The following is a 13,050-nucleotide window of genomic DNA, read 5'->3' on the forward strand; positions in this document are numbered from 1 at the left end:
AGCGGCCCGTGGGCCGCTTTTGTTTTTATAAAATAGGAAGCTTACACCCCCAATAACAATCTCGCAGGATCTTCCAATAACTGTTTAACCCTAACCAGGAAGCTTACCGATTCGCGGCCGTCAACAATACGGTGATCGTATGACAGGGCAACGTACATCATCGGGCGGATAACTACCTGGCCGTTTACGGCTACCGGACGCTCGATGATATTGTGCATACCTAAGATTGCCGACTGCGGTGAGTTGATGATCGGCGTTGATAACATCGACCCAAATACACCACCGTTAGTAATGGTAAAAGTACCACCGGTCATTTCTTCTAATGATAATTTATTATCGCGGGCTTTGGTTGCCAAAGCAACTACTGCTTTTTCAATTTCGGCCAGGCTTAAAGTATCAGCATTGCGGATAACCGGAACAACCAAACCTTTTGGCGCAGATACAGCAATAGAAATATCAGCAAAGTTGCTGTACACCACTTCTTCGCCTTCAATACGGGCACCAACAGCAGGCCAATCTTTCAGCGCCTCGGTAACCGCTTTGGTAAAGAACGACATGAAGCCTAAGCCAACGCCGTGTTTTTCTTTAAATTTATCTTTGTATTTGGTGCGAAGTTCCATGATTGGCTGCATGTCTACCTCATTGAAGGTAGTTAGCATCGCAGTTTCATTTTTAACCTGTACCAAACGCTTTGCAACAGTTTTGCGTAATGGCGACATCTTTTCGCGACGCTCTGTTCTGGCGCCAGCCGGTGCGGCAGGAGCAGAGATAGCAGCCGGAGCTGATGGTGCAGGAGCAGGTGCTTTAGCAGGCACACTTTGTGCAGCCGCAGCATCTTCTTTTGTGATACGGCCATTAATGCCCGTACCGGTAACTGAGCCGGCTTCAACGCCTTTTTCGGCTAATATTTTTGCAGCAGCAGGCGATGGCGTGCCCGATGCGTAAGTAGTTGCTTTATCAGCTGTAGCAACGGCAGGTGCCGGGGCAGCAGCCTCTCCTTTAACGGCAGGAGCGGCTTCAGCTTGAGCAGCCGGAGCAGCGGCGGCGCCACCTTCTTCAATAGTACAAACAACAGTTCCAATGGCTATTACATCGCCTTCTTTAGCTATTATTTTTAACACACCCGCTTTTTCGGCAGTAAGCTCAAAAGTAGCTTTATCAGATTCCAGTTCGGCAATGGCTTCGTCCATTGCTACGGTATCGCCGTCTTTTTTTAACCAGCTTGATAACGTTACTTCTGTTATTGATTCGCCTACCGGCGGGACTTTAATTTCTAAACTCATATTATAGGTAAGTTATTAATTCTTTATTTCCTGCAACTAATTTAAGGTTTTTACTTTAAGCCATATTAATGAGGCTATATTCTTCATCCCAGTATTACCCGGATGGGTTTGCACCGCATAATTTTCAAACAACCCTAAGGCAAAATTACGCGAATCGTTATGTATTGCTGCCAGCGAAACGTAGGGCGGGTATTTTGCCATTATCGGATCAGCCATACCCACAAACACGGTGCTTACGCCTACTACAATAACGTTAGGGTTACCTGCTTTAAAGTAATTTATCAAATCTTTATACCGTTGTTCAAATACATTAAGATCTATACCTGCCTGCAGGTTTTCACCAATCCTTAAAATAACCAGATCAGGGTTGGTATCCTTCAAACTTTTTAGTTGCGCATCAAAATCGTAAGTCGCAAAGCCTAATTCAAATTCTTGTATGTTTTTTACCTGAACTTGAACATCCGGATTGCGCAGTTGAAGGCTTCTTTTCAGCACGTGCACATAATCGCTATCCTGCGCACTGGCAGCCATCCCCCAATCGCCATACCACCCTAATGGAGCGTATGGGCCTGAATAAGTGATACTGTTACCTAGTATCACCACATTGTTAAACTTTGACAATGCCGGTGTGGCCAGATTTGCTTCAGCTGAAATTACCGGCTCTTTAATTGGTGCTTGAGCTTGTTTTTTACAACTTGATATAAAAAACGGCAAAGTCGCAATTAAGAGATATTTCCATTTCATACTATTATCAATCAGCGCCTGCGGTAGCCATTTTCTCGGCTGTTGCTTTAACTGCTTCTTTTACTTTTTTGCCTGCCGGCGATTCAAATGCTTTTGATATCAAATACAACTGTTGTGCAGCATGTTGCTTAGCAAAACCGGTAGCTGTACTGGCGCTTTCGTTTCTTGAAATCACATCAAAACGCAAAGCTTCTTCGGTACGCGACTTACGGTACAGGTAAGGCCAGGCACCCATGTTCTCCGGTTCTTCTTGCACCCAGATAAAATCGGTAGCCTTATTATATTTTGCTCTGATGGCAGCCAATTGCTGTACCGGGGTAGGATATAGTTGTTCTAAACGTACAATGGCTACGTCTTTGCGGTCGTCTGCAGTTTGTTTTTCCAGCAAATCATAATAGATCTTACCAGAGCAGAACAATACGCGTTTAACTTTTTTAGCGTCAACATTTGCATCGTCAATTACCTCTTTGAAACCACCTTCTGTGAAATCAGCCAAAGGCGATACACACTTAGGGTTACGTAACAAGCTCTTAGGCGTAAAGATTACCAAAGGCTTGCGGAACTCGCGATAGATCTGGCGACGCAACACGTGGAAGAAGTTGGCCGGGGTGGTACAGTTTGCTACCTGGATATTATTATCAGCACAAAGCTCCATAAAACGCTCAATGCGCGCCGATGAGTGCTCCGGACCCTGACCTTCATAACCATGAGGCAATAACATTACCAACCCGTTACCGCGTTGCCATTTAGTTTCGGCGCTAACAATATATTGGTCGACAATGGTTTGCGCACCGTTGAAGAAATCGCCAAACTGTGCTTCCCAGATAGTTAATGCGTTAGGGTTTGCCAGCGCATAGCCATACTCAAAACCTAAAACACCGTACTCAGACAACAAAGAGTTATAAATGCTGAATTTCTCGCCGCCAACACTATCAATAGGGGTGTATTGCTCCTCAGAATCGGCCAAAGTCAATACCGCATGGCGGTGTGAAAAAGTACCACGTTTAACGTCCTCGCCGCTTAAACGTACAGCGTGGCCCTCGGTTAATAACGAGGCATAGGCCATTAATTCGCCCATGGCCCAGTCAAATGTCTGGGTTTCGTTAACCATCTTGCTGCGTTCTTCAAACAGCTTTTCAATCTTTTTAAAGAACACTTTATCTTTTGGTAAATCGGTTATTTTTTTACCGATATCCAATAATTTCTTTCTATCAACCGCAGTTTTTACCGGAGCATTGAAATCGCGCTCGGTAGCCAGATGCAAGCCATTCCAGGCGCCGGCAAACATTGGGATAGATTCTGTAAACCTATCCTCAGCTTTCGACTCATCCAAATCTTTTTGCAAACGGGCACGGAAATCCGTCTCCATTTGTTTTACCTCTTCTTCTTTCACTACGCCCTCGGCCGTAAGCTTGGTCATGTAAACCTCGCGTGGGTTAGGGTGTGCCTCAATAGCCTTATATAATACGGGCTGCGTGAATTTTGGTTCATCGGCCTCATTATGTCCATAGCGGCGGTAGCAAAGTATATCAATAAATACGTCGCCATTAAACAACTGGCGATATTCCATTGCCATATTGATCACGTAGGCCAAAGCTTCAACGTCATCGCCATTAACATGGAAAACAGGTGCCAATACGGTTTTGGCAATATCTGTACAGTAGGTACTTGAACGGGCATCCTGGAAATTGGTGGTAAAACCAATCTGGTTGTTTATGACCAGGTGAATGGTACCACCGGTGCGGTAGCCATCCAGTTTTTCCATCTGTAAAACTTCGTAAATAATGCCCTGGCCCGCTATAGAAGCATCGCCATGAATCAATATAGGAGCAATCTTGTTATGATCGCCTTTGTATTTAAAATCAATTTTTGAGCGGGTTAAACCCTCGACAACCGGGTCTACCGCCTCTAAGTGCGACGGGTTAGGGCAAAGGCTTAAGTGTACTTTTTTACCATTTTCGGCTTCAACATCGGTAGAGAAACCTAAGTGGTATTTTACGTCGCCGCCTGCGGTCGAATCGGCATCATAGTTTTTACCTTCAAACTCAGAGAAGATCTCTTTGTAGGTTTTTTTCATGATGTTGGCCAGCACGTTCAAACGTCCGCGGTGAGCCATACCAATGGTAAACTCCTCGATGCCTAAAGTAGCGCCTTTTTGAATTACCGAATCCATCGCCGGGATCAGCGCCTCGGCACCTTCCAGCGAGAAGCGTTTTTGCCCCAAAAATTTGGTGCCCAAAAAGTTCTCGAAAATTACAGCCTCGCTAACTTTGCGCAGCATCAGTTTTTTATCATCAACCGAAAAAGCAGGCTTGTTACGATGGGGTTCCATACGGTCGCGGAACCATTTAACCTTAACTGGATTGCGTATATACAGGTATTCTGCACCAATGGTGCCGCAATAAGTTTCTTCCAGCATCTGCACAATATCGCGCAGTTTGGCAGGGCCTATGCCCACTTCAACACCGGCGTTAAACACGGTGTCCAGATCTGCATTCGACAGGCCGAAAGTTTCCAGCTCTTTACCCGGAAAATGCTGACGACGCTCGCGCACAGGGTTAGTTTTTGCAAACAAATGCCCACGGCCGCGATAGCCGTCTATCATGTTTAAAACATTAATTTCTTTTAGAAAATGCTCAGGAGTTTCGGCAGTAACTGTTGGGGCCTGAGACCCTCGTCCGAAGTCGAAACCTTCGAAGAATTTTTGCCAGCCAAACTCAACCGAGGAAGGGTCTTCTTTGTAAGCTTCGTATAAAGAATCGATGAAAGCAGCGTTGTTACTATTTATATAATTGAGGTTATCCATGGTAAACCAAACTTAAGATGCTGCAAAAGTAAGCATAACGTATTATAAACATTAAATTTAATTGCAAAACATTTCCCACTTTTCCACAAAAAAGCAAGTAAATGACAAAACAAGCAAAAATGTTGTAATTGGGTTCAAAAGGCAATACGCCCCAAACTTTAATGCATCAATTTATGCAAAAAGGCGCGCAGGTAATCAAACCCTTCAAAAAGGACAGCCACCAGGCCAATAACCAATGTAAATTGTTCGAAGGAATTCATATATTAAAGATACGTCGGTTTGACTGTGATAGTATCATAATAGTTTAATTTTTTGAGGTGAAAAGTTGCATGGCGGAGACTCACCCGGTTGACGCTTCGCTGGGCCACCCTCTCTTCCGCAAGCGGGAAAGAAGGTTATTTAAAAGTGCATATTTTCACCCTCTTTCCACCAAAGGCGAAGAGAGGGTCGACGAGCGAAGCAAAGTCGGGGTGAGTCTCTGCAGATAGGCTATACGGGCGTTTCCGCTGATAGAAGCGGCCCGGCTTTTCACTCATACGCCTTCAAGGCCTTAGTCACAAGGCCGGTACCCGTTCCAATCCGTAACGCAAAAAGAAATAAAAATTTGTCATTGCGAGCGAAGCGTGGCAATCGCGAATATTGCATCCTTGCGATTGCCACGCTACGTTCGCAATGACAAGGACAAGCATTAAATAAGGCTATGCCACCACCTCGGCTGGCGCCCAGGTATTAATAAACTCACTGTTGGTTTCCAACTCGCCGGCTTGTTTGGCCAGGTTAAAATATTTGTTGTCGCGCGGGTCATGGCCCAGGCCGGCTACAAAGGCCCAGTTACCCCAGTTGCTGGCGGGCGAATAGTCTATCAGCTTTTCCTCAAAATATGCCGCGCCTTTTTTCCAGTCAAGTTCTAAATCGCGCACCAAATAGCCCGCTACCATTTGCCGGCTGAAGTTGCTGATATAGCCCGTAGCATTGAGCTTGTGCATGCTGGCATCAATGAAAGGTATCCCTGTGCTGCCAGTCTTCCATTTTTCAAAAAGTTGTTGTTGCTCTGATGACGTAGTTTCAGGCTGTGCTTCGGCAGCGAAGTACTGTTTGCCATGTTTTTTGAACATAAACCTGAAATAATCGCGCCATAACAGCTCTAACCTGAGCATGCCTGTATTATGCGCATTCTTATCGTGTTCATGCTTTACAACCGCCCAATAAACCTCGCGCATGGATATACAGCCCAAAGAGATCCAAGGTCCTAATTTCGAAGAGCGATCAACCGTTGAGCCGTTACGGCCCTTGGTAGGTGTTACCTGCTCGTTGTCGGCAAAGTATTCTTGCAGGCGCGCTAGTCCGGCGGTTTCTCCGCCTGTAAATTTTATGCGGATACGTGCGTCATCCGCAGGCTCGTCTAAACCCAGGTCTTTCAACGTTGGCATTTGGCCTGCGTCGGTTATTTCAGGAGTTATGATCTTTTCGGGAGTGGCTATGCAGGGGCGCACATTACTGTCGCGCTCTACTTTTTTCTTGAAAACCGCAAAGCTATCCGGGATGTCCTTGATCGGAAAAGGTAGATCCTCTTTATGATATAGCGTATGACCGATAAAATGCTTTAAGTTGAGTTTTAGGTTCCAAAGTGCTGTTTCTACCTCTTCAGAAATATTAGTTTCCTCATAAGCTACCTCGCGGTGATGGTAAACCTCGCTCACGCCGTATTGCTGGGCCAGTTGCGGTAAAACCTCGGCCGGGTTGCCTGTGCGGATAATCAGCTCGCCACCTAAGGCTTGCAGGTTTTTACGTAAATCGGCAACAGATTCCAGCAAGAAACGGGCACGCAACGCGCCGGTTTTTGGCGAGCCGTCGGCAGTAGTCTTGAAATAAAAGGGGTCGAAACAATATACGGGCAGTACTTTATCAGCTTTACGGATTGCTTCTAACAAGATTTCGTTATCACGTATCCGTAAATCATTTCTAAACCAAACCAGTATCGTTTTCTCGCTCATAGAAAAATCAGCACCCACAAATTTGCAATAAATTTAGGTTATTGTGGCTTGTCTGTACAACTTTATGACACGAACACAACATTTGGATTTGCAGCGCATAAAACATCGGCACAAAAAAACCGTTCAATTATTATAGATAAGTGTGACATTTATGCAACTGATGCTCACTAACTTTATCCTGTAAATTTACAATTATGGCTACTACAGAAAGTATACAAAAGGCATATATAGATTATGTGCTCACCGAAGGCGAGCAACCGAAATCAGTCTATCTCTTCGCCAAAAAAAATAAAATGCCCGAAGAAGAGTTTTACCGCTACTTCGGCTCGTTTGACGCGATTGAACAATTCATCTGGGCCGATCTGGCCAAACGCACTTTAACCGAGATCAGGAGCCAGGAAGTGTGGGGACAATACTCGGCGCGCGAGAAAGCATTGTCTTTCTTCTATGCGTTTTTTGAATTGCTAAAAGGCAGTCGCAGTTTTGCTGTTTACAGCGTTAAAAAGCAACCTAAGGGTTTTACCACACCAGTTATTTTTAGCGAGCTAAAAACGGTTTTTGAAAATTTTGCCGATGAAATCCTAACAGAAGGAATTGAATCGAGCGAGTTATCCGACCGTAAGTTTTTCTCAAAACGTTATAAAGATGCCCTTTGGATACAGTTTGGGTTTGTATTGCATTTTTGGATCAACGATAACTCTGCCGGCTTTGAAAAAACGGACGAGGCTATTGAGAAAGGCGTTAATGTTACGTTCGATCTGTTCCAGCGTTCACCTATTGATAACCTGTTCGAGTACGGCAAATTTTTGGCTCAACACGGCGGACTAAAAGAAACGATGGGTTTTGGCAATTAATAATAATTCCTCCCCTGCCGGGGGAGGCAAGGAGGGGGCTTTCGCAGCAATTTTTGACATGGATGGCACCATGGTAGACAATACGCCATACCATTTTAAAACCTGGCAAGCGCTCTACAAAAAATACGATAAAGGCGAACTAAGCAACGAAACCTACAAAGGTGAGATTAGCGGCACGCCAATTATTGATACTATGCGCGGCTTGTTTCCGGAAGCTGATGAAGACAGACTGCATGAATTGGTAGGCGAGAAAGAAAAGCTTTATCAGGAACTATATAAGCCATTTATCGCGCCGATAAACGGCTTAGAAAATCTACTGATTACTTTAAAGGATTCCGGCGTAAAGTTGGCCATGGCATCGTCAGCTACCTTAGATGATATCGATTTCGTTTTGCGCCATGTGCCTGTAAGGCAATATTTTGATGTGATTATTGACGGAAATCGCGTTAGCAAAGGAAAACCCAACCCGCAGATATTTTTAAAAGCCGCTGCCGACCTGCAAACGAAACCGGAAGACTGTATTGTGTTTGAGGATTCAATAGCCGGCATTAAAGCAGGCAATGCTGCTGAGATGAAAGTTGTGGGCATAACCACAGCACACCCGGCAGATAAATTGCAACCTACCAATCTTACTATTCAAGATTACACAGAACTAAACTTGCAGAAATTGCAGGCGCTATTTGGTTAGGTGGTTTATGGTTCTTAGTTAATGGTTCATGGCGATAAGCTAATTTCCAAAAACTTTAACTAATCTCCATGAACTATCAACCATGAACTCTTAACTAACAATGAATAAAGAACAAAACAGTATACCAACCTCCAAAGTTGAACGGTCGGCTAAGTTTGTGAAGACCGGTTTCAAGGTTGGTGGTAACTATATCAAACATTACTCCAAGAAACTGTTTAACCCCGAGCTTGACCGCACAGAGCTAAACGAAGACAACGCGGCCGACATTTACCAATCATTAAGTGAATTGAAGGGCAGCGCGCTAAAAGTGGCGCAAATGCTGAGCATGGATAAAAACCTGCTGCCAAAGGCTTATGTCGACAAATTTACGCAGTCGCAATACAACGCACCGCCTTTGTCGGGGCCACTGATTGTACAGACGTTTAAGAAATACTTCGGTAAATCGCCGGAGCAGATCTACGATAAATTTAATATCCGTTCAAGCAATGCAGCTTCGATAGGGCAAGTACACCAGGCCGAGCTAAATGGCAAAAAGCTGGCTGTGAAAATTCAATATCCGGGCGTAGGCGATTCGATATCATCCGACTTGAAACTGGTGAAACCGTTTGCATTCCGCTTGTTGGGTATGAGCGAAAAGGAACTGGATGTTTATATGCGCGAGGTTGAAGAACGGTTACTGGAAGAAACCGATTACGAGCTGGAAGTGCGCCGGTCGATAGAGTTTAGTACTGCTTGCGCTAAGCTGGATAATGTTGTTTTCCCGACTTATTACCCTGAACTATCCGGCCGTCGTATTATTACGATGGACTGGCTGGAAGGTAAGCACCTGCGCGAGTTTTTAGCGACTAACCCATCGCAGGAAATAAGAAACCAGATAGGGCAGGCGCTTTGGGATTTTTATAATTACCAGCAGCATGAGCTGCGGGCTGTACATGCCGACCCGCATCCGGGTAACTTCATGATCACTGCCGAAAACAAACTCGGTGTGATAGACTTTGGCTGTATTAAAGAAATGCCGGATGATTTTTATTACCCTTTCTTTTCTTTGACCGCGAGTAACCTATTAGAGAACAAAGAAGAAACCATCAAAGCTTTCCGCAAGCTGGAAATGATCTGGAAGACCGACACGCCGGAGCAGGTGGAATTTTATTATAACTTTTATAGGGAGATGATTATTCTGTTTGCCAAACCTTACATGTCGAGTGAGTTCGATTTTGGGCCGACTGATTTTTTTGACCAACTCTATGCCGTTGGCGAAAAACTATCTAAAATGCCTGAATTTAAAACAGCCCGCGGGGTGAAGCATTTCATTTATGTAAACCGTACCAATTTTGGCTTATACAATATTCTGCATGAGCTACAGGCCAAGGTTAAAACCGATACTTACCGCCCGCATGTAGTTGATCATATTGAAATGGATGTGGCATAGGAAAGTATATAGTTGCTTGATTTTAACAGGAAACTCCTATGGAGTTCATTGTGTTTTTTATATTTTTCTATAAACAGGCGACCCTTACAGGGTCATTTGCGTGATAGATCCGTAGGAACTCACTGTTTGTAGAAAGTGTAATTTTTTTAATATCAGCTCCGTAGGAGCGTCCTGTTGCTAAGCTTATTTGGGTCAGACACTAATTATTATATTTACCAAAACTTACAACTATGCAATTAAAGAACACTTTTAGCCACCAGGTATATTTCTGGTTAAATGATAAGGCCGATTTGCCTAAACTGATAGAGGGCCTGAACGTTTTAGTGCCGATAACTTCTATCCGAAATATCCACATTGGTGTACCGGCCCCGAGCGAGCCGCGCGACGTAATTGAAAGCAGTTATGATGCTTCGTTATGTGTACTGTTTAATAACCTGGCAGACCATGACCATTACCAGGTTGACCCGCTACACGATATTTTTAGAGAACAATATGCCGATGTGCTTTGCAAAAGGGTTATGGTGCTGGATAGTGTGGATGCGTAGGAAAAAATACTATAAACAAAAAGAGGCGATGTAAAACATCGCCTCTTTTTGTTTATTATCACTTTGTCATTGCGAGCGTAGCGTGGCAATCTCCGGCTCGCTGATTAATCGCTCGTTCAGAGATCGTCACGCTCGTACCTCGCTCACGATGACGTGGATGGTGAGCGAGGTACGAGCGCTGGTCTTTCGCTCTATGACGCGACAGGTTACTAGGCTTTAAAAGCGCTCAATATCGCCGCTGCCTGATTTGTTTTTAGATATATTTTTGGGGTTGCCGCCATAATGTATATCGCCGGAACCCGAAACATGAGCAGCCAGGCTGCTATTGGCAATTACCGAAGCATCGCCGGAGCCTGTGATAGAAATTTTGGTATTATTCACAGTAAAGTCGCGAGCGGTATAATCGCCAGATCCGCTGATGTCTACATCCTGGTTGTCTGCACGGCCCGATAATTTTACATCGCCAGATCCGGTTATCGAAGCGCTTAAATTTTTAGCGTTTAATTTACCCTGTACATCGCCAGATCCGGTTACTTTCAGCCTGATATTTTCGGCGTTTAATCCCTCTTTAAAGTATATATCGCCAGAACCGGTTACTGTTATACCGTCGATATTTTTTACGGTTACATAAATCACCACTTTCTTGTTGTTGAAAATATTGTGCCAGCCACTCATTACGTGGTTTTTGCTATGGATGTTCAATGTGCCGCCTCTTACATCGGTCAATACTTCTTTAATCACATCGGCAGGCGCTTCTACCTTTACAGATTCGGTATTGCCCTGGGTAATGTAAACATCAAATGAGCCGGACTCATCAATAGCATGAAAGCCCGAAAGATGTCTGTCTTCAATATTAGCTGCGTAAGTTTGCCCTACACCGATAAATAGTAGTAGTGCGATAAAAATTTTAATAGTTTTCATGAGTGTCTAAGTTTTGTTTTTCTATAGGACGTTGTTGGGATTGCAATGGTTACAGAAAATATAAAAATTAGTCTACCATTACGCCTACATAATAATTAAAGGTATCTACCTCAAAGTTGTCTTTAGTGATGCCATCAATAGCAACGGGCGCAAAATAACCCGGTCCAGGGGTGATAAATTTCCATTCGCCGCCCTTGGCCCTTACTTTTAATGGCATGGCAAATTTGGGTACGCTGGCAATCCATTTTGCATAAAGTTTACCTTGTACCTCTACAAACTCCACTACAGGCAGTTGCGCGGTATGCAGGTATTGATCAAAAATAGGCAACAGGTTTTTGCCCGACTCGCGAGTAATATAACCGGTAATATCGTCGTAAGTAACGGTTTGATGATAAAATGTTTTGTTTAAGCCGCGCAAAATATTGCGCCATTTGTCGTCATCGTCAATCACCGTACGTATCATGTTTAAAAGCACCGAACCTTTGTTGTACATATCGGTCGAGCCTTCTTTGTTTACGTTATAAGGGCCAACAACAGGTTCGTCGTTTTGAATAGTTTTGCGCAAGCCGTTTACATACTGCTGTCCGGCCAGCTTGGTCGAAATACTTTCAACAAACAGCGACTCAGAGTAGTCGGTAAAGCTTTCATGGATCCACATATCACCCAAATCTTTCGAAGTAATGTTATTGCCAAACCATTCGTGCCCGCTTTCATGCACAATAATATAATCCCAGGTTAAACCAAGGCCCGTGCCTGACAGATCAATGCCCTGTGGTTTGCCACGGTGGCCTGCATAGTAACCATTAACATAATGATTGCCATAAGCCACACCGCTTTGGTGTTCCATACCCAGGTGCGGGGTTTCTATCAGTTTATAGCCATCTTCATACCATGGGTAAGGGCCAAACCAATATTCGAACGCTTTCAACATGCGCGGCACGTTGGCGGCAAATTGTTTTTTTGCTTTGTCTATGTTATAGCTCAGTACCCAAAAATCGGTGGTTAGTTTGCCTTTTTCGCCGTTATAGATATCGCCGAAATGAACATAGTTACCTATGTTGGCCTCAACATCGTAGTTATTAATTGGGTTGCCTACAAACCAGTCAAAACGGGTATAGCCATCCTTCAATACTGTCTTTTTACGCAGGCGACCGTTAGATACATCCAGTAATCCTTTTGGGGCGCTGATGCTGATCAGCATGCTATCAACCTCGTCGGCCTGCTGATCTTTATTTGGCCACCAGATGCTGGCACCGGCACCCTGGCAAGCGGTAGCTACCCAAGGGTTACCTAATGAGTCGGTAGTATAAACTACGCCACCATCCCATGGAGCGTTTTTAGCAATAGTCGGGTTACCCGAGTAAAATACGGTAAACTCGTCTTTGCTGCCTTGCGTTATGGTATTGGGGAAGGTTACAAAAACGGCGTTATCGTCGCGGGTGTAGGGTAACTCTTTGCCTTTATAAATTACTTTCTCCACTTTCAGGTTAGCATACAAGTCAAACTGCAGCTTGGTGAAATCCTGCGTAGCAGTAAACTTAAACAGGTTGCTGCCGCTGATGAATTTTTTGTCGATATCAAACTTCACATCCAGGTGATAGTAATTGATATCGTAACAGGTGCGCAGGGGGGTTAACATGCCGCGTAGGGTGTCGGCGTGTGTAAAAGTTTCTTTTTTGGTGCCTAATTGCGCCTGGGCATTTAGCGATGCCGCAGTTAAAAGGATCAATAGCGATCGGAATAATTTCATGGAGATCAGGGTAATTTTACTCCCAAATATACTATT

The 13,050-nt window shown here is 44.3% G+C and carries 10 protein-coding genes; 4 read left to right on the top strand and 6 right to left on the bottom strand.

Annotated elements, in window-relative coordinates; all coding sequences use genetic code 11:
- Window positions 1-41: 41 nt before the first annotated feature.
- The 4 genes from odhB to HB679_RS12325 form a co-directional block, all read right to left on the bottom strand.
- A complete protein-coding gene (odhB, locus tag HB679_RS12310; RefSeq protein WP_214072279.1) occupies window positions 42-1,283 on the bottom strand; it encodes a 2-oxoglutarate dehydrogenase complex dihydrolipoyllysine-residue succinyltransferase in 1,242 nt (413 codons plus the stop codon).
- Window positions 1,284-1,319: 36 nt separating this feature from the next.
- On the bottom strand, window positions 1,320-2,027 hold the full coding sequence (locus HB679_RS12315) for an SGNH/GDSL hydrolase family protein (protein ID WP_214072280.1): 708 nt from the start codon (window positions 2,025-2,027) through the stop codon (window positions 1,320-1,322).
- A gap of 7 nt (window positions 2,028-2,034) precedes the next feature.
- Window positions 2,035-4,833, bottom strand: a complete 2,799-nt coding sequence (locus HB679_RS12320; protein ID WP_214072281.1) for a 2-oxoglutarate dehydrogenase E1 component — start codon at window positions 4,831-4,833, stop codon at window positions 2,035-2,037.
- A gap of 698 nt (window positions 4,834-5,531) precedes the next feature.
- Window positions 5,532-6,827 (bottom strand): DASH family cryptochrome, encoded by a 1,296-nt coding sequence (locus tag HB679_RS12325; RefSeq protein WP_214072282.1) that lies wholly within the window; start codon window positions 6,825-6,827, stop codon window positions 5,532-5,534.
- A gap of 194 nt (window positions 6,828-7,021) precedes the next feature.
- Here HB679_RS12325 and HB679_RS12330 point away from each other — a divergent pair, with 194 nt between their 5' ends.
- The 4 genes from HB679_RS12330 (at window position 7,022) to HB679_RS12345 (ending at window position 10,343) form a co-directional block, all read left to right on the top strand.
- Entirely contained in the window at window positions 7,022-7,681 is a 660-nt protein-coding gene (locus tag HB679_RS12330) for a TetR family transcriptional regulator C-terminal domain-containing protein (protein ID WP_214072283.1), read from the top strand.
- The gene (locus HB679_RS12335; protein WP_214072284.1) at window positions 7,671-8,369 is read left to right on the top strand and encodes an HAD family phosphatase; all 699 of its coding nucleotides are present in this window, start codon (window positions 7,671-7,673) and stop codon (window positions 8,367-8,369) included. The genes HB679_RS12330 and HB679_RS12335 overlap by 11 nt, the downstream gene beginning before the upstream one ends.
- A 100-nt stretch (window positions 8,370-8,469) precedes the next feature.
- Window positions 8,470-9,798 (top strand): AarF/UbiB family protein, encoded by a 1,329-nt coding sequence (locus HB679_RS12340; RefSeq protein WP_214072285.1) that lies wholly within the window; start codon window positions 8,470-8,472, stop codon window positions 9,796-9,798.
- A 230-nt stretch (window positions 9,799-10,028) separates the two neighbouring features.
- Window positions 10,029-10,343 (top strand): Dabb family protein, encoded by a 315-nt coding sequence (locus HB679_RS12345; RefSeq protein WP_214072286.1) that lies wholly within the window; start codon window positions 10,029-10,031, stop codon window positions 10,341-10,343.
- A gap of 216 nt (window positions 10,344-10,559) precedes the next feature.
- On the opposite strand, the gene HB679_RS12350 is transcribed toward HB679_RS12345, so the two are convergent.
- Together HB679_RS12350 and HB679_RS12355 are read right to left on the bottom strand one after the other, a co-directional pair.
- A complete protein-coding gene (locus HB679_RS12350; protein ID WP_214072287.1) occupies window positions 10,560-11,264 on the bottom strand; it encodes a head GIN domain-containing protein in 705 nt (234 codons plus the stop codon).
- A gap of 67 nt (window positions 11,265-11,331) precedes the next feature.
- Window positions 11,332-13,014, bottom strand: coding sequence for a M1 family metallopeptidase (locus tag HB679_RS12355; RefSeq protein ID WP_214072288.1), 1,683 nt, complete (start codon window positions 13,012-13,014; stop codon window positions 11,332-11,334).
- Window positions 13,015-13,050 lie beyond the last annotated feature (36 nt).

The sequence above is a fragment of the Mucilaginibacter sp. dw_454 genome (assembly GCF_018449775.1).
Lineage (GTDB): Bacteria > Bacteroidota > Bacteroidia > Sphingobacteriales > Sphingobacteriaceae > Mucilaginibacter.